At 74.1% G+C, this 17,174-nt stretch carries 17 protein-coding genes; 8 read left to right on the top strand and 9 right to left on the bottom strand.

Annotated features, from left to right (window positions below; translation table 11 throughout):
• Positions 1–183 precede the first annotated feature (183 nt).
• The 7 genes from ACFZBX_RS09465 (at position 184) to ACFZBX_RS09435 (ending at position 6,983) form a co-directional block, all read left to right on the top strand.
• A complete protein-coding gene (locus ACFZBX_RS09465) occupies positions 184–1,446 on the top strand; it encodes an ABC transporter substrate-binding protein (protein ID WP_391532537.1) in 1,263 nt (420 codons plus the stop codon).
• Positions 1,443–2,363 (top strand): carbohydrate ABC transporter permease, encoded by a 921-nt coding sequence (locus ACFZBX_RS09460; protein ID WP_391532535.1) that lies wholly within the window; start codon positions 1,443–1,445, stop codon positions 2,361–2,363. Before ACFZBX_RS09465 ends, ACFZBX_RS09460 begins: the two co-directional genes overlap by 4 nt.
• Positions 2,360–3,193 (top strand): carbohydrate ABC transporter permease, encoded by an 834-nt coding sequence (locus ACFZBX_RS09455; protein ID WP_391532533.1) that lies wholly within the window; start codon positions 2,360–2,362, stop codon positions 3,191–3,193. The genes ACFZBX_RS09460 and ACFZBX_RS09455 overlap by 4 nt, the downstream gene beginning before the upstream one ends.
• A 9-nt stretch (positions 3,194–3,202) precedes the next feature.
• Positions 3,203–4,384: an ABC transporter ATP-binding protein gene (locus ACFZBX_RS09450; protein WP_391532531.1), complete on the top strand. Its 1,182-nt coding sequence runs from the start codon at positions 3,203–3,205 to the stop codon at positions 4,382–4,384.
• Positions 4,385–4,535: 151 nt separating this feature from the next.
• The gene (locus ACFZBX_RS09445) at positions 4,536–4,802 is read left to right on the top strand and encodes a GlsB/YeaQ/YmgE family stress response membrane protein (RefSeq protein WP_380761995.1); all 267 of its coding nucleotides are present in this window, start codon (positions 4,536–4,538) and stop codon (positions 4,800–4,802) included.
• Positions 4,803–4,967: 165 nt separating this feature from the next.
• On the top strand, positions 4,968–5,711 hold the full coding sequence (locus ACFZBX_RS09440) for a polyprenol monophosphomannose synthase (protein WP_391532529.1): 744 nt from the start codon (positions 4,968–4,970) through the stop codon (positions 5,709–5,711).
• Positions 5,712–5,726: 15 nt separating this feature from the next.
• The gene (locus ACFZBX_RS09435) at positions 5,727–6,983 is read left to right on the top strand and encodes an aromatic acid exporter family protein (protein WP_391532527.1); all 1,257 of its coding nucleotides are present in this window, start codon (positions 5,727–5,729) and stop codon (positions 6,981–6,983) included.
• 15 nt (positions 6,984–6,998) lie between these two features.
• On the opposite strand, the gene ACFZBX_RS09430 is transcribed toward ACFZBX_RS09435, so the two are convergent.
• The 7 genes from ACFZBX_RS09430 to ACFZBX_RS09400 all read right to left on the bottom strand — a co-directional run bounded on the left by ACFZBX_RS09430 (position 6,999) and on the right by ACFZBX_RS09400 (position 13,995).
• A complete protein-coding gene (locus ACFZBX_RS09430; RefSeq protein ID WP_391532525.1) occupies positions 6,999–7,454 on the bottom strand; it encodes an SRPBCC family protein in 456 nt (151 codons plus the stop codon).
• Positions 7,455–7,458: 4 nt separating this feature from the next.
• Entirely contained in the window at positions 7,459–7,932 is a 474-nt protein-coding gene (locus ACFZBX_RS09425) for a VOC family protein (RefSeq protein ID WP_391532523.1), read from the bottom strand.
• A gap of 98 nt (positions 7,933–8,030) precedes the next feature.
• Positions 8,031–10,025: a phosphocholine-specific phospholipase C gene (locus ACFZBX_RS09420; protein WP_391532521.1), complete on the bottom strand. Its 1,995-nt coding sequence runs from the start codon at positions 10,023–10,025 to the stop codon at positions 8,031–8,033.
• Between the two features lie 14 nt (positions 10,026–10,039).
• Positions 10,040–11,530 (bottom strand): endonuclease/exonuclease/phosphatase family protein, encoded by a 1,491-nt coding sequence (locus ACFZBX_RS09415; RefSeq protein ID WP_391532519.1) that lies wholly within the window; start codon positions 11,528–11,530, stop codon positions 10,040–10,042.
• A gap of 247 nt (positions 11,531–11,777) precedes the next feature.
• Positions 11,778–13,109 carry a cryptochrome/photolyase family protein gene (locus ACFZBX_RS09410; protein WP_391532517.1) on the bottom strand — a complete coding sequence of 444 codons (1,332 nt, stop codon included), beginning with the start codon at positions 13,107–13,109 and terminating at the stop codon, positions 11,778–11,780.
• Positions 13,110–13,223: 114 nt separating this feature from the next.
• Positions 13,224–13,490: a metal-sensitive transcriptional regulator gene (locus ACFZBX_RS09405; RefSeq protein ID WP_350550913.1), complete on the bottom strand. Its 267-nt coding sequence runs from the start codon at positions 13,488–13,490 to the stop codon at positions 13,224–13,226.
• A gap of 118 nt (positions 13,491–13,608) precedes the next feature.
• Positions 13,609–13,995 (bottom strand): PRC-barrel domain-containing protein, encoded by a 387-nt coding sequence (locus tag ACFZBX_RS09400; RefSeq protein WP_391532617.1) that lies wholly within the window; start codon positions 13,993–13,995, stop codon positions 13,609–13,611.
• 263 nt (positions 13,996–14,258) lie between these two features.
• Between ACFZBX_RS09400 and ACFZBX_RS09395 the strand changes: the two genes are divergently transcribed.
• Positions 14,259–15,092, top strand: coding sequence for an SAM-dependent methyltransferase (locus ACFZBX_RS09395; RefSeq protein ID WP_391532514.1), 834 nt, complete (start codon positions 14,259–14,261; stop codon positions 15,090–15,092).
• Positions 15,093–15,123: 31 nt separating this feature from the next.
• Here the strand turns inward: ACFZBX_RS09395 and ACFZBX_RS09390 are convergent, their stop codons facing one another.
• Positions 15,124–15,939: a class I SAM-dependent methyltransferase gene (locus ACFZBX_RS09390; protein ID WP_391532512.1), complete on the bottom strand. Its 816-nt coding sequence runs from the start codon at positions 15,937–15,939 to the stop codon at positions 15,124–15,126.
• Between the two features lie 110 nt (positions 15,940–16,049).
• Entirely contained in the window at positions 16,050–17,051 is a 1,002-nt protein-coding gene (locus tag ACFZBX_RS09385; RefSeq protein WP_391532509.1) for a BadF/BadG/BcrA/BcrD ATPase family protein, read from the bottom strand.
• Positions 17,052–17,174 lie beyond the last annotated feature (123 nt).

Genomic DNA, 17,174 nt, shown 5'->3' with positions numbered 1-17,174 from the left:
GTCCCCGCAGCCGTGTTCGCGATCGCCGGCGCAGTCCCCTGGCCGACGCGGGCGTGGAGCCGCCGCTGGAGCGTTGGGCCGATCGGGGGGAGGGTGGGGTGTCGGGGGTGGCGGGGCGGGGTGGGGGGTGGGTGGGGGCCTAGCGTGGGGCAGCCGCGGGGCGGTCGAGTGGAGGGAGTCGCGATGCCCGGAGCGAGCCGGCGGGTCGTCGCCCTGGTGGCGGTGCTCGCGTGGGCGTTGGCGGGGTGCGGGGGCGGGTCCGGGGGCGGCGGGGCGGTCGTGCTGGACTGGTACAACTTCCCGGACGACTCCGGGGCGCTCCAGCAGGCCGCGGACAACTGCGGGCGTGACTCCGGCGGGCGCTACTCCATCCGGTACAACAAGCTGCCGCGCACCGCCGACGGGCAGCGGCAGCAGCTGGTGCGCCGGCTGGCGGCGCACGACACCGGCGTGGACATCATGGGACTGGACGTCACCTGGACGCCCGAGTTCGCCGAGGCGGGGTGGGTGCGCGAGTGGACCGGGGCGCTGCGGGAGCGGGCGGGCGAGGACACGCTGGCGGCGGCGCTGCGGACGGCCACCTGGAAGGACCGGCTGTACGCCGTCCCGTACAACTCCAACACCCAGCTGCTCTGGTACCGCGACGACCTGGTGTCCGCCGCGCCCGCGACCTGGGAGGAGATGCTGGAGGCGGCCCGGCGGCTGGCCGAGCAGGACAAGCCGCACTTCATCGAGGTGCAGGGCGCCCAGTACGAGGGCCTGACGGTCTGGTTCAACACCCTGGTCACCAGCGCGGGCGGCTCGATCCTGACGCCCGACGCGACGGCGCCCTCGCTGGGCGAGCCGGCCGTGACCGCCGCGCGGGTGATCCGGGACGTGGCCCGCTCCCCCGCCGCCGACCCCTCGCTGTCCAACCAGATGGAGGACGAGAACCGGCTCGCGATGGAGTCCGGGACGGCCGCCTTCGAGCTCAACTACCCCTTCGTCTACCCGTCGATGAAGGAGAACCAGCCCGAGCTGTTCGCGCACTTCCGCTGGGCGCCCTACCCCTCGGTCGTCCCCGGGCGGCCCGCGACGGTGACCATCGGCGGCATCGACCTCGCCGTCGGCGCCTACTCCCGGCACCCGGCGGAGGCCCAGGAGGCGGTGCTGTGCCTGCGCAACCGTGAGAACCAGCTGACCAACGCGCTCAAGGGCGGCCTGCCGCCGTCGCTGCGCAGCCTGTACAGCGCCGCCGAGCTCACCGAGAGCTACCCGTTCGCGGCCGACGTGCTGAAGGCCCTCGACTCCGCCTCGGTGCGGCCGCAGACGCCCGCGTACCAGAACGTCTCGATCGCCGTCGCCCACGCCCTCTCCCCGCCCTCGGAGGTCGACCCGGAGCGCACGGTGGCCGGCCTCGCCGGGCAGATCAGGGACGCGCTCGGCTCGAAGGGGTTGATCCCGTGACCAAGACCCGAACCGCCGCGAGGGCCGCAGGAGGGCTCTCGGAGGGGTCCCGGCAGGAGCGCCGGCTGGCCTGGCTGCTGTGCGCCCCGGCCGTGCTGGTGATGCTGGCGGTGACGGCCTATCCGGTCGGCTACGCCGTCTACCTCTCCTTCCAGCGCTACGACCTGCGCTTCCCGGACCGCTCCGAGTTCGTCGGCCTCGCCAACTACGGCGCGGTGCTGTCCTCCCCGTACTGGTGGCAGGCGCTGTGGGTGACGGTGCTGATCACCGTCGTCTCGGTGGCCGCCGAGCTGGTGCTGGGCCTGGCGCTGGCGCTGGTGATGCACCGGGCGGTGGTCGGGCGGGGCGTGGTGCGCACGGCGGTGCTCGTGCCGTACGGGATCGTCACCGTGGTGGCGGCCTACTCCTGGCAGTACGCCTGGACGCCCGGCACCGGGTACCTGGCGGCGCTGCTGCCGGAGGACAGCGCGCCGCTCACCGAGCACTGGCCGGCGATCGCCCTGATCGTGCTGGCCGAGGTGTGGAAGACCACGCCGTTCATGGCCCTGCTCCTGCTGGCGGGCCTGGCACTGGTGCCGACCGAGACGGTGCGGGCGGCGATGGTCGACGGCGCCGGGTTCGGGCAGCGGCTGCGGCTGGTGATCCTGCCGCTGATGAAGCCGGCCATCCTGGTGGCGCTGCTGTTCCGGACCCTGGACGCGTTCCGGATCTTCGACAACATCTACGTGCTGACCGGCGGCGCCAATGACACCGGCTCGGTGTCGATCCTCGGCTACGACAACCTGTTCACGGCGCTCAACCTGGGCATCGGCTCGGCGATCTCGGTGCTGGTGTTCCTCTGCGTGGCGGCGATCGCCCTGGTCTTCGTCAAGGTCTTCGGCGCGGCCGCGCCCGGCGGTACGGCGGAGCAGCGGTGACCGCCCGGCAGGCCGGGGCCGGGGCGGGCTGGGGCGTGGTCAACCTGGTGGTGGTGCTGTACGCGCTGTTCCCGGTCTGGTGGATCGCCGCGCTCTCCTTCAAGGACCCGGCCACCCTGACGGACGGCAACTTCGTGCCGCGCAGTTGGACGCTGGAGAACTACCGCGGCATCTTCCGCACCACGGAGTTCACCCGGGCGCTGGTCAACTCGATCGGCATCGCGGTGATCGCCACCACCATCGCGGTGGTGCTCGCCACCATGGCGGCGTACGCGGTGGCCCGGCTGCGCTTCCCCGGCAAGCGGCTGCTGATCGGGATGTCGCTGCTGATCGCGATGTTCCCGCCGATCTCACTGGTCTCCCCGCTGTTCGAGATCGAGCGGGCGCTGGGGATCTTCGACACCTGGGCGGGGCTGATCATCCCCTACATGACCTTCTCGCTGCCGCTGGCGATCTACACCCTGTCGGCGTTCTTCCGGGAGATCCCGTGGGAGCTGGAGAAGGCCGCCAAGGTGGACGGCGCCACCCCCGCCCAGGCGTTCCGGCTGGTGATCGCCCCGCTGGCGGCGCCGGGCGTGTTCACCACCGGCATCCTGGTCTTCATCTTCTGCTGGAACGACTTCCTGTTCGCGATCTCGCTGACCTCCACGGACGCCGCGCGCACCGTGCCGGCCGCGATCGCCTTCTTCACCGGCAGCTCGCAGTTCCAGCAGCCGACCGGCTCGATCGCCGCCGCGGCGGTGGTGATCACGGTGCCGATCGTGCTGTTCGTGCTGTTCTTCCAACGCCGCATCGTGGCCGGCCTGACCGCCGGCGCAGTGAAGGGATGACGCGGACCGATGGCGGAGATCGTCCTCGACGGCATCAGCAAGCGCTACCCCGACGGCTCGGTGGCCGTCCACGACCTCGATCTGACCGTCGCCGACGGCGAGTTCGTCATCCTGGTCGGACCGTCGGGCTGCGGGAAGTCCACCACCCTGAACATGATCGCGGGCCTGGAGGACATCACCGGCGGCACCCTGCGGATCGGCGGGCAGGTGGTCAACGACCGGGCGCCCAAGGACCGGGACATCGCGATGGTGTTCCAGAGCTACGCGCTCTACCCGCACATGACGGTCCGCCAGAACATGGGCTTCGCGCTGCGCCTGGCCAAGGCCGACAAGGCGGTGATCGCCGCCAAGGTGGAGGAGGCCGCCCGGATCCTCGACCTCACCGAGCACCTGGACCGCAGGCCGGCCAACCTCTCCGGCGGGCAGCGCCAGCGGGTCGCGATGGGCCGGGCGATCGTGCGCGACCCCAAGGCGTTCCTGATGGACGAGCCGCTGTCCAACCTGGACGCCAAGCTGCGCGTGCAGATGCGCACCCAGATCTCCCGCCTGCAACGGCGCCTGGGCACCACCACCGTCTACGTCACCCACGACCAGGTCGAGGCGATGACGCTGGGCGACCGGGTGGTGGTGCTGCGGGCGGGCGTGGTGCAGCAGGTCGGCCCGCCGCAGCGGCTGTACGACGAGCCGGCCAACCTGTTCGTCGCCGGGTTCATCGGCTCGCCCGGCATGAACCTGCTGCGGGGGCGGCTGGAGGAGGGGGCGCTGCGCACCGCGCTCGGCGACCTGCCACTGCCCGACCGGCTGCGCCGCCGGCTCACGGCGGCGGACGCGCCGCGCGAGGTGGTGGTGGGCATCCGCCCGGAGCACTTCGAGGACGCCGCGCTGCTGGAGCACCCGACGGGCGGTGCGACGGTCACGGTCGGGGTGGAGGTGGTCGAGTCGGTGGGCTCGGACGTGTTCGCGCACTTCACGGTGGAGGGCGACGCGGTCTCCGGCGGGGGCCTGGAGGAGGTCGGCGCGCAGCAGGCGGAGGCGGGCGCCGGGGCGCCCGGCCGGGAGGTGGTGGCGCGGATCGGCACCGCCACCCGGGCGGCCGAGGGCGCCCCGCTGGAGCTGTGGATCGACACGGAGCGGCTGCACGTCTTCGATCCGGCCACCGGGGCGGCGCTCAGCGGCGGGGCGGACGGGTAGGGGGACGGCCGGGCCCGCGGAGAACTCGGACGGTTGGGACGCGGAGAAAGGGGCAGGCGGGGGCTCGGACGACCCTGCTCCCCCGTTGGACGTGCCGTGCCGCCCGGTTCGGGCGATCATGGGGGGACGCGCCCTCGAAAGGTGGAATGCGATGTTCCAGCTCCTGTGGATTCTGCTCATCGGTTTCGTGCTCGGCGTGATCGCCAAGCTGATCCTGCGCGGCCCGCAGGCGATCCCGTGGTGGCTCACCATGCTGCTCGGCGCGGCCGGGGCCTGGCTGGGCAACGCGGTCGCCGGCTGGGTCGGTGTCCGGAACACCTCCGGGATCGACTGGATCCGCCATCTGCTCCAGCTCGGCTTCGCCGTCGCCCTGATCGCCGTCGTCGCCCCCGCGTGGAGTTCGCGCAGGACCAGATGACGGTCCGGCAGGGCGGCGTCCGCGACGGCGCGGTTAGACTCGCACGGCCGTAGTACGGACCGGCCGCGGAACCAACGACGGCCGGAGCACTGGACGACCGTCCGGCCCGCCGCGGGTGCCTGACCGCGCCGGAGCGCGGGCGCCGAACTCGCGAGGGAACAGAAGATGGTCGAGGCCTCCCCGAAGGTCGTTGTGGTCGTGCCCACCTACAACGAGCGGGAGAACCTGCCGGTCCTCGCCGGACTGCTCGCCGAGCTCGACCTGCCGAACCTGCACCTGCTGGTCGTCGACGACAACTCGCCCGACGGCACCGGCGAGGTCGCCGACAAGCTGGCCGCCGAGTCGGCCGGGCGGGTGCGGGTGCTGCACCGCACCGAGAAGGACGGCCTGGGCCGGGCGTACATCGCCGGCATGACCCGGGCCCTGGAGGACGGCGCGGACGTGGTCGTCCAGATGGACGCCGACCTGTCCCACCCGGCCTCCGTCCTGCCGCTCATGGTCTCGACCCTGCTGTCCGGCGACACGGCGGTGGTGATCGGCTCCCGGTACGTGCCGGGCGGGTCGACCGCCGAGGAGTGGCCGTGGCACCGCAAGGCGCTCTCGGCCTGGGCCAACCTCTACGTGAACACCATCCTCGGCCTGGGCGTGAAGGACGCCACCGCCGGCTACAAGGCCTGGCGGGCGCAGACCCTGCGGGCGATCGACCTGCCGTCGGTGCACAGCAACGGCTACTCCTTCCAGGTCGAGCTCAACCACCGGGTGGTGCGGCGCGGGCTGACCGTCAAGGAGGTGCCGATCCGCTTCGAGGAGCGGGTCGAGGGCGCGTCGAAGATGAGCCTCGCGGTGCAGGCCGAGTCGGCGCTCGCCCCGTGGAAGCTGCTGCGCGAGGGGCGCCGCGGGAAGCCGTAGCGAAGGGAGGTCCGGGTGGCCCTGGCGCCCGAACGGGCCGCCGCACTGGTGCGGCGCGCCGCCCGCGAGCCCTTCGCCGTGCAGACCGCCCGGGCGACCGTCGCGGCCACGCTCTCCTACGTGGTGGCGACCTGGCTCAGCAGCGAGCCCGCCCCGCTGACCGCTCCGCTCACCGCGCTGCTGGTCGTCCAGGTCACGGTCTACTCGACGCTCACCACCAGCATCCGCCGGGTGAACTCGGTGGTGGTCGGCGTGCTGATCGCGATCGGCTTCAGCACGGTGGTCGGGCTCTCCTGGTGGAGCCTCGGGCTGATCATCCTGGCCTCGCTGGTGATCGGCCGGTTCGTCCGGGTGGACGAGTTCGTCCAGGAGGTCGCGATCAGCGCGATGCTGATCCTCGGCGTCACCCAGGTGACCTCCCAGGCCTGGGACCGGGTGCTGGAGACGCTGATCGGCGCGAGCGTCGGCCTGGTGTTCAACCTGGTCTTCGCGGCACCGGTCTGGGTGGACACCGCGGGCGAGTCGATCGAGGACCTCGCCCGCCGGGCCCGGCACCTGCTGCTCGACCTCTCCGACCAGCTGGGCCGGCCGACCCCGGTCGAGGACGCCGCCGAGCGCCTGCACGAGGCCCGCCGGCTCGACCAGGCGATCGCCGACGTCGACGCGGCGCTGCGGCAGGCCGAGGACAGCCTCCGCTTCAACCCGAGGATCAGCGAGGGGCTGCTCTCCCGGCTGGTGCTGCGCACCGGGCTGGACACCCTGGAGATCTGCGTGGTGGTGATCCGGGTCATCTCGCGCTCGCTGACCGACCTCGCCAAGCGGCGGGCGCCCGGGGAGCCGCTGGTCGCCCCGGCGCTGGCGGTGGCACTGGAGGAGCTGCTCGCGCACGTCGGCGGCGCGCTGGTGAGCTTCGCCGTGCTGGTGACCACCCAGGTCAGCCTGAACGCCGAGGAGGCCGAGGAGCGGCTCAACGCCGAGCTGACGGCCGCCTGGGCGAGCCGGGAGAACGTCGCCAGGCTGCTGCTGGAGCAGGTGCGGGCGCATCCGGAGGCCTGGCACCTGCTGGGCTCGCTGCTGACCGAGGTCGACCGGATCCTCGACGAGCTGGACCTGGAGCACCGCTCGCGGCGGCTGATGGAGGAGCTGGACCGGGCGTCGGTGGCGAGCCGGGAGCGGTTCTCCCGGCTCGGCCGGCTGCGGCGGTGGGTGCGCGGCGACCTTCCCGGGCTCGGCCGGGTGCGCCGCCGGCGCAGGCGCGCCGGGCGGCGGTGAGCGTTGTGGCGGGGCTCAGGGCCCAGGCATGGTCCAGGGGTCCTGCGGGAGCGGGTGGCCGGTCTCCAGATAGGTCTTCAGATTGGACAGCACGGCCGACCAGCCCGCCTCGGCGTCCGCGCGCTCGGCCTCGTCGGCCAGGTTCTCGTGGGTGACGGTCAGCCGGGTGAGGTCCCGGTGGGAGTGCAGCTCGAAGGTCACCCGGGACGGCCCGGCCGGCCGCTGCTCGCCGGGGCCGGCCCAGGTGGTGACCAGGCGGTTCGGCCGGTCCGCCGCCTCCACCGTGCCGACCACGTCGGCGACGCCGGAGCCGTCCGCGCGCTGGTGCTCCCAGTGGGCGCCGGGCTGCCAGGTGGAGACGTTGCGGTGGCCCCAGTACAGGCCGGACTCGTCCGGGTTGGTGAGCGCGTGCCAGACCCGGTGCGGGGTGGCGTGCAGGTAGGAGATGTGGCGGTAGGCGGGGACGGCCATGCGCTCAGCCCTCGGCCGCTTCGAGCAGCCGCCGGATGTCGATCCTGCGCATGGTCAGCATCGCCTCGGTCACCCGGGCGGCCTTCGCCGGGTCCGGGCCGGAGACCAGGTCGATCAGGACCCGCGGGGTGACCTGCCAGGACAGGCCCCAGCGGTCCTTGAGCCAGCCGCACTGGCTCTCCTGGCCGCCGCCCTCCAGCAGGGCCGCCCAGAGCCGGTCCACCTCCGCCTGGTCGTCGCACTGCACCTGGAGCGAGACGGCCTCGGTGAACGGGAAGATCGGGCCGCCGTTGAGGGCGACGAACGGGCGGCCGTCGAGTTCGAAGGCGACGGTCACCACCGTGCCGGGCGTGCCGGGGCCCGCCTCGGTGTAGCGGGTGACGTCGGTGATCCGCGAGTTCGGGAAGACCGAGGTGTAGTAGCCGGCGGCCTCCTCGGCCTGGTCGTCGTACCAGAGGCATGGGGTGATCTGCTGCATGGAGCCGACGGTAGCCGCGCTCCCCCGCCGGGCGGCCGCGCCACGGCCGGGGGTCACCGGTTCGGCGCCCCCGGGCCGTGGCGCGGACCGCCGCCGGGTCAGTGCACCCGGCCCGCGTAGCGGCGGGTGAAGCGCTGGCCGGTGGCGGCCGTCACCACCACGTCGTAGCGGCCCTGCTTGTCCAGCGGCCAGGCGAGGTTGCTCTGCTTGCCGGGGCGCACCCAGAGGGTCTGCGCGGCGCCCGCGTAGTCGTTCGGGGCGACGGAGAAGCAGACGTCGCTCATGCCGTCGTTGACGAGCTGGAGGGTGAGCCGGCCGGAGTTCGAGAGGTCGGCGGTGACGATCGGGATGCCGATGTCGTCCTGGCCCGCCGGGACGTCCGCGCTGCCGGCGCCCTCGCGGATCACGGTGCCGGCGAAGCGGCGCACGAAGCCGTCCGGGCCGTGCACGGTGAAGTCGTAGCGGCCGTTGGTCGCCGCGGCCTCCCAGAGGTACGTCGCCGTGGCGCCCGGGGCGACCGTGAACGGCGTGCCGGCGAAGGGCTGCACGATGTTCGGGTAGACGGTGTACGGGAACGCCACGCCGCCGTCGTTGCTCATCGTGCAGGTGACCCGGCCGGTGCGCCGGTCCACCTCGGCCTCCGCCCAGGGCTGGTACGGGAGATGGCGGTGCGGGCGGTCGCCGCTTTCCTGGACGGGCATCGACTGGGCGCCGACGGGCGGGAGTTGGACGCCCGGCAGCTTCGTCCCGGCGTCGGCCTTCGCCATCAGGGCGTTGGTGTCCGGCAGTTGCGGGATCGACTGGTCCGGCGCCGCGAAGTCGAAGCAGCTGGTGAGGTCGCCGCAGACGGCGCGGCGCCAGGCGGAGATGTTGGGCTCGGCGACGCCGGTGACCTGCTCCATGAAGCGCAGCACCGACGTGTGGTCGAAGACCTGGGAGTTGACCCAGCCGCCGCGCGACCAGGGCGAGATCACCCAGAGCGGGACGCGGTTGCCGAGGCCGATGGCGCGGCCCTGGGTGAACTCCTCGGGCGTGCCCGGCTCGGGGGTGGGCGGCACCATGTGGTCGAAGTAGCCGTCGTTCTCGTCGTACATCACCAGGAAGACGGTGTGCCGCCAGACGTCCGGGTTGGACATCAGCGACTGCAGGGCCTGGTTCACCCAGTGCGCGCCGTACGCCGGGCCGGCCTCGGGGTGCTCGGAGAACAGGTAGGGGGCGACCAGCCAGGAGATGGTCGGCAGGGTGCCGTCCTTGCAGTGCGCGTCGAAGGCCGCCGGGTCGAACTTGGTCATCGCGTTGATGTAACGCGGGTCCGTGGCAGGGAAGTTGTGGAACTGCCTGAAATAGGAGAGCGCGTTGTCGTCGTAGTCGCCGGTGCGGTCGTCCTTGCTGGGGTTGTGGTAGACCCGCCAGCTCACACCGGCCTGTTCGAGGCGCTCGGCGTACGTCGTCCAGTCGGCGACGGGGTTGTCGGTGACCGGGGTGTTGTCGATCCACGGGCCGGTGGTGCCGTCGCGGCCGGGGCCGGCGGTGCCGGTCCACAGGTAGAGGCGATTGGGGTCGGTCGGGCCGGCGAGGGAGGTGAAGTAGGCGTCGCAGAGGGTGAAAGCGTCGGCCAGCGCGTACTGGTAGGGGATGTCCTCGCGGGTGAAGTAGCCCATGGCGCGCTCGCCCTTGGCGGCGATCCACTTGTTCATCGCGCCGTTGTTGATGGCCTGGTGGCCGGTCGCCCAGTCGTGCGGCAGGCCGCCGGCGTTCTGTGCGTTGTACTTCGAGGTGTCCATCCGGTATGGCAGCATCACCTGGCCGTCGCTGCGGCCCGGGTCGGGCTGGCGGAACACGTCGGTGCCGTCCGGGAACCGCAGCGCCTGCTTGTCGCCGAAGCCGCGCACGCCGTTCAGGGCACCGAAGTAGTGGTCGAAGCTGCGGTTCTCCTGCATCAGCACCACGACGTGCCTGACGTCCTTGATGGTGCCGGTGAGCCGGCCCGGCGCGGGGGCGGCCTGCGCCGGGGTGCCGGGCAGACCGGTCAGGGCGGCGGCGCCGGCGGCCGCGGTGGCGCCGACGAACGTACGGCGGGAAAGGTCGGACATCGCGAACTGGCCTTTCAGAGCTGGAAGGTGGCGACCGCGGCGGCGGTGTCGGACGGCCACTGGTTGGCGGCGAGGGCGGCCTGGCGGGTAGCGGTGGCCGGGGCGGTGCCGGTGGCGGGGTCGGCGCCGGTGGCGGTGGCGGGCCAGTCGGCGACCAGGGTGTGCGCCTCGACCAGCTTCAGCCGGCCGCGGTGGAGCACGTAGTCGGTCCGGTCCTGCGGCTCGGCCCTTCCGTCGGCGCGCTGCTTGCGGACGGGCGACCAGGTGATGCCGGGCGCCTTGACCGGGTCGCGGTTCTCCTCGCGGAAGGTGTCGGTCAGCCCGGCGGCCTGGAGCACCGTGGTGACCGGCCAGTCGAGCGCTCCGACGCCGCTGTGCGCGGCGGCGGTGGCGGCCGTCCAGTCCAGGTGGGACGGCGAGGACAGCGCGCCGGCCAGCACCACCGGGACGCCGGCGGGCTCGGCCCGGACAGCGGCGGCCAGCGCCTTGGCCTGCTGGAAACGGGTCGAGGCGGTCTCGGCGGCGGTGATCCACGCGGCGCTGCGCCCGTCCTGGGCGGCGTACGGGCCGTAGTCGGCCTCGTCCAGGTGCGCGCTCCAGACGCGTACGGCGCGGCCCCCGGGCAGTTGGACGGTCGCCCCGGCGGCGGGCAGGGCGGCGGTCGGCGCGGTGACGGCGGTCAGCGGGTGGCGGCTGAGGATGCCGACGCTGCCGGCGCTCTGGTAGGCGTGCCAGCCGAGCGCGTCGGCCAGCGCCTGGGCGGCCCTGCCGGCCGTCTCCTGGAGCGCCAGCACGTCCAGGCCCTGGGCCAGGACGACGCGCAACTGCTTCTCCAGCGCGTCGGTGAAGGCGGCGCCCGCGTCGGCGAGGTTCCAGCTCGCCACCTTCAGGCGCGGCGCGGCGGCCGGGTCGGCGACCGGGAGCAGCACGGTGACGGTGTCGGCGGCCCCGGCGCTGTCCTTGACCCCGACGACCAGCACCTCCGGGTGGCGCGTCGCCTTGCCGGCCGGCGCGGTGCCGGTCACGGTGCCGTCGGCGGCGACCGCGAGCCAGGCCGGGCCGGAGACCTTGCGGAAGGCCGCGCTGCCGGGCGGGTTCCCCTCGGGGCGGGACCAGAGGCCGCCGAGCTTGACGGTCACGGCCCCGCCGGGGGCCACCGGGGTGGCGGTGAAGGCGTCCACGACGGCGTGCGGGCGGACCACGGCGGGCTTGGGGCGGAAGGTGAAGGGCTCGGTCCTGGCGAGGACGCCGTAGCCGTCCTTGGCGAGCAGGTAGGCGGTGTACGGGCCGCCGGTGAGCGCGGTGGTGTCGAGCTGGACGTCGCCGGCGGCGGCGGGCGTGTACTTCCAGAGCAGCGAACTGCCGTTGCCGGGTCGGCGGTCGCCGTCGTAGACGCCGACCCAGTTCTTCGGGTCGGGGGCGTCGGTGGTCCAGTGGAAGGTGAGGCGGTCGCCCTCGGAGGGGGCGTTGGACGAGGTGATGCGCAGGGTGCTGCCGGTGGCCACGGATGTCCTGTCCGCCGCGCGGGCGCCGGGCCGTCGGGGGGTACCGGACCGGGGCCGTCCGCGGCTGCTGACGGAGGCTGGGAGGGGCGGCCCCTTGGGCAGTTGGCTGTACAACTGCGGGGCCGGGCCCATTCATCCGAAGGTCGGCGACGGGGGTGTGAACGAGGTGTGACGCGGCGTCGGGCGGTTCGGGAACTGTGGTGCCGGGCGTGGGTCGGGCCGGGACCGGGCGGGGCCCGACGGCGGATCAGTCCAGGCCGCGGGCGCTGCGCAGGCGGTCGGAGAGGGCGGTCGGGTCGACGATCGGGTCCGGGTAGCCGGCCGGGCGCTCGTCGAGCAGCCAGGGGCGGTGCACCGCCCGCCCGGGGACGTGCGCCAGCTCCGGGACCCAGCGCCGCACGTAGGCGCCGTCCGGGTCCAGCCGGTCGGCCTGCGCCAGCGGGTTGAGCACCCGGTTCGGCCGGGTGTCGGTGCCGGTGCCCGCCACCCACTGCCAGTTGAGCTGGTTGTTCGCGACGTCCCCGTCCACCAGCAGCCGCAGGAAGTGGCGGGCGCCGATCCGCCAGTCCCGGTAGAGGGTCTTGGTGAGGAAGGAGGCGGTGACCAGCCGGGCTCGGTTGTGCATCCAGCCCTCGTGGGCCAGTTGGCGCATGCCCGCGTCGACCAGCGGGAAGCCGGTGTGCCCGGCGCGCCAGGCCGTGCACTCCTCGTCGTCCTCCGGCAGCCAGTGGTCGCCCCGGTCGCGGTAGGGGTGGTGCGCGGCCCCGGGGCGGGCGGCGAGCACCTGGTGGTGGAAGTCGCGCCAGACCAGTTGCCGGACGAACGCCTCGGCTCCGTCGCCGCCGCGGCGGAGCGCACCGGCGGCCAGTTCGGCGGCGGAGAGGCAGCCGAAGTGCAGGTAGGGCGAGAGGCGGGAGGTGCCGTCGGCGGCGAGGTCGTCGTGCAGTTCGGCGTAGCGCTCCAGCTCGTAGCCCCGCCAGAGCCGCCGGCCGGCCCGCTCGCCGCCCGGCGGGAGCGCGGGCGACTCCGGCTTCGCGGTGGGGACGGGTTCGCTCGCGATGCCGTCCGGCGTGCGCAGGGCCTTCGGCGGGCGGTGCACCGTCCGGCGGGGCGCCTGCGACCAGGCGCGGAAGTACGGCGTGAAGACGGCGTAGTGGTCCTTGCCCGCGGGGGTCACCGCGCCGGGGACGACGGCGGTGAGCGAGCCGTCGTGGACGTGCAGCCGGTCGCCGAGCACCGCGCGCAGCGCCTGTTCGCGGCGCTGGGCGAAGGCGCTCACGCCGGCGGCGAGGTGCACGGAGGCGGCGTCCAGCTCGGCCGCGAGCCGGGCGGTGGCGGGGGCGGCGGGGCCGGCGCGCAGCACGAGGCGGCCGCCGAGCGGGCGCAGCGAGGCGTCCAGGTCGGTGAGGCAGTCGGCGAGGAAGGCGGCGCGGTTGGGGGCGGTGAAGCCGGTGGCGGCGATGTCGGGGTCCAGGACGAAGAGCGGGACGACCTGGTCGGCGGCGGCGCAGGCGGCGCGCAGCACGGGGTTGTCGTGCAGACGGAGGTCCTGGGTGAGCAGGGCGATGGCGACGGTCATGGGGTGGCCAGCCTGGCACGGACGGGGGCCGGAGGGTGTGTGGCACGCGAACGGCGGGGGCGCGTGCCTCGTGGCGCGCGCCCCCGCCGGCGGACGTTCTCCGGGCGCCGGGGCTCAGGCCAGGGCCAGGAAGAGCTTCTCCAGCTCGGCCTCGGTCATCGGCGGAGCGTCGGCGTCCGCCCCCGCCATGCACTGGCGCATGCCGCTCGCCACGATCTTGAAGCCGGCCCGGTCGAGGGCCCGGGAGACGGCGGCCAGCTGGGTCACCACGTCCTTGCAGTCCCGGCCCGCCTCGATCATGGCGATCACGCCCGCGAGCTGCCCCTGGGCACGCCGGAGCCGGTTCAGGACCGCACCCACGGCCTCCTCGTCCACCTGCATCTCAGCACCGCCTTACGCTGTCGACTACCGGCTGTCCAGTGTACCCCGTGGGGTATCAATGCCCCGGTGGCCGACGGGCGGGCCGGTGGTGGGATGCGGGTGGGATGCGGGTGGACGCTCAGCGCCGGGCGAGCCTGCGCTCGCCGCCGGCGCCGGTGGCGTAGTCGAGGCCGTAGTGCGCGAACACCTCCGGTTCGGCCTCGGCGGGCAGCACGTCGTCGACGCCGATCGACGGCGCCGACTTGACCAGCGCCCTCGCGAACGCCACCTTGAGGTAGCCCGGCCCCAGAACGGCCCCGTCGAGGGGGACGAAGACCAGTTTGCTGTTGACGTTCAGCCCGACCGCGACGGCCGGCCCGATCGTGACCGTCGCGAAGTACGGCTCGTCGCTGGCGGTCTCGACGTAGACGGACTCCAGCTTCCCGATCCGGTGCCCCTTCTGGTCCACGACGGCCTGACCCCGCCACTCCCTGATGTCGGCCGGAACGATCTCGGCGACGGCCATGGCGACCTCCCGTAGCCGCCCCACGGCGGCGGCTCCTCGGCTGGGCGGCGGCCTCGGCGGGCAGCGGCCCCGGACCCTCCCATCCTGCGCCGGGACGGCGGGGAGCGCCTGCCGGGGCGCGCGGCGCACAACCGGGGGCATCGCGCACAACCGAGGGCGATCCGGGCAACCGCGCCCGCGGACGCGCTCGAACATCTACGCTGTCCGCCGACGGATCATCAGATCACCATTGGATCACCTGGTTTGGCGGAGGCGCGGCGGCAGTGGTCAGTTACGAGAGCATGTGGGAACAGGGCGAGCCGGGCGTCCCGGCCGACCTCCGTCCGGAGATCCCGCACCCCGCCCGGATGTACGACTACTACCTGGGTGGGAAGGACAACTTTCCGGCCGACCGCGAGGCCGCCGAGCGGGCGCTGGCGGCCAACCCGGAGTTCCGCTCCACCGCGCGCGCCAACAGGGGCTTCCTCACCCGCGCGGTGCGGTGTGTGGCCGGCCTCGGCATCGACCAGTTCCTCGACATCGGAACCGGCATCCCGACGGCCGGCAACACCCATGAGATCGCCCAGTCGGTCGATCCCGGCGCCCGGGTCCTCTACGTCGACAACGACCCGATCGTGCTTGCCCACGCCCGCGCCCTGATGGGCGGCAGCGCCGTCGGCCGGACCACCGTCATCCAGGCCGACCTGCGCCGACCCGCCGAACTGCTCGCCGACGCGAGGGCCCAGGAGCTGCTCGACTTCGACCGCCCGATGGCGCTCGTCCTCGCCGCCGTCCTGCACTTCGTGCGGGAGGAGGAGGACCCCTACGAGGTGGTGCGCACGCTGCTGGACACCCTCGCCCCCGGCAGCCACCTGATCCTGTCGCACGGCACCGCGGACTTCCTCCCCGCCGAGGTCCGCGACCGGGTGACGGGGGTCTACAGCAAGGCCACCGCTCCCCTGGTCGGCCGCAGCCGGGAGCAGGTGCGGGACTTCCTCGACGGCCTGGAGGTCCTGGACCCCGGGGTCGTCACCGTCCCGCTGTGGCGCCCCGACGGCGCGCTGCCCGCCGGGGCCGACCGCGTCAGCATGTACGGCGCGGTGGCCCGCAAGCCGTAGGGCCCACCGGCCGCCGCGCGTCCGGCTGCCGTCAGGCGGGCTTGCCCGCGCGCAGGGAGTACATCAGCGGGACGCGCGGCTGCCCCGCCGGGAAGCGGTAGCCCCGGTCCTGCTCCAGCACCGGGAAGCGGGCGAACACGGTGAAGTCGTGTTCGTGGAGGAACTCGATCCGCAGTCCCGCGGCCACCAGGGCGCTGACGACCTCGCCGATCCCGTGCTGCCACTCGACGGTCCGGGCGGGCGTCGTGGCCGCCATCTCGCCGTCGGTGTAGGTGCCGGCCTCGTTCCAGACCGTCCCCTCGGCCTGGAAGTAGTCGTACTCCACCGTCCGGCCGTCCTCGGCCAGGGTGTCGCCGAAGGGGTGGAACTCCGCGAGGTAGAGGAAGCCGCCGGGGGCGAGGAGGGTCTCCACCGTCCGCGCCCAGCGGTCGATGTCCGGCAGCCAGCACAGCGCGCCCAGGCCGGTGTACACGATGTCGAAGCTGCGCCCGTCAAGCGCGGCGACGGCGTCGTAGACGTCGGAGACGACGAAGCGGGCGGAGTCCATGCCGATCCGCTCGGCCAGGTCTGTGGCGGCCTCCACCGCCGGACGGGAGAAGTCCAGCCCGGTGACGGTGGCCCCGCGCCGGGCCCAGGACAGGGTGTCCTGCCCGAAGTGGCATTGGAGGTGGAGCAGCGACTTCCCCCGCACCTCGCCCACCTCGGCGAGCTCGAAGCTCCGCAGGGACTCCTTGCCCTCGACGAAGCCGGCCACGTCGTAGAAGTCGCTGGCCACATGTACCGGAACGCGCCCGTCCCAGTTGGCGCGATTGGCCGCCAGCCAGTCGGGGGTCGGGATCTTCTTCATACCACCACGCTAGGCAGGCTGCGGCAGCCGCTCAAGCCGTTTTCGGCCGGGGTACCCGGGTGCGGTACCCGGTGCCCGGTGCCTCAGGTGCCTCAGGTGCCTCAGGTGCCTCAGGTGGTGAGGACGGTGAGGAGGGGTGGCTGGAGGGGCCAGGGGAGGTCGGGGGCGGTGGCGGCGAGGCGGAGGGCGCCGAGGAGGGGCGGGCCGTCGGGGGTGCGGGGGTGGGCGGCGGGGAGGCGGGTGGCCAGGGCGTCGAGGGTGGCACGGCGCAGGGCGGTGAGGCGGAAGAGGCCGCCGGTCAGGGCGAGGTCGGGGGCGGGGAGTCCGGCCGAGGTGGCGGCGGCGGTCGCGGTGGCGGCGATCTCCTCGCCCGCGCGGCGGAGCAGGCCGGCGGCGACCGGACAGCCCTGCTCCGCCGCTGCGGCGACACCCGGGGCGAAGGCGGCGAGCAGGGCGGCCCGGTCGGGGCGTGGCTGGAGGGCCGACGGGAGGCCGGTCGCCGGGCCGTAGCGGCGTTCGGCGGCGGCGAGGAGAACGGGCGAACCGCCGGGCCGGCCGTCGTACGCCCGCAGGGCCGCCTCCAGACCGGCGCGGCCGAGCCAGGCGCCGCTGCCGCAGTCGCCGAGCAGCTGGCCCCAGCCGTCCGCGCGCCACCAGCCCGCGCCGGGCCGGTACCCCAGGGCGACCAGCCCCGTCCCGCCGGCCACCGTCACCCCGGCGCCGGTGCCCAGCGCGCCCGCATGGGCGGTGACCGCGTCCCCGGCGAGCACCAGATGCCGGGCGCCGGTGGCCTCGGCCAGCGGACCGGGCAGGCGGGCGGCGAGGTCGCGGCCGAGCAGCGCCATCCCGGCGGCGCCGACGGCGACGGCCCCGATCCGCGCACCCTCCGGCAGCCCGGCGGCCAGCCGGCGGAGGGCGGGGAGCAGCCCGTCGAGCAGCACCCGCGCGTCGTGGCCGCCGCTCGCCGCCGCTACCCGGGCGGGCACCGCCACCTCGGCCGTCCGCGCCTCCGTCAGCCCGTCCGGCCACCGGTCGGGCGCCAGCGCGACCCGGATCCCCGACCCGCCGGCATCGACCCCGGCAACCCAGCACTCCCCCGCCGTCCGCTCCACGATGTCCCTCCGGGGCTCGTCACCGTCCCACCGCGTTCATCGTGCCGTGCTCGCCACGCCAGCGGCAGGCCGAACCGCGCGGCGAGTCGGTCCGCCAGGACGGCGGCCCCGCCGGCCGGTGCC

This window comes from Kitasatospora sp. NPDC008115, from assembly GCF_042957205.1.
In the GTDB taxonomy this organism is placed as follows: Bacteria; Actinomycetota; Actinomycetes; order Streptomycetales; family Streptomycetaceae; genus Kitasatospora.
Note: the sequence above shows the minus strand (reverse complement) of the source record. Positions and strands in the feature narration are given on the sequence as shown.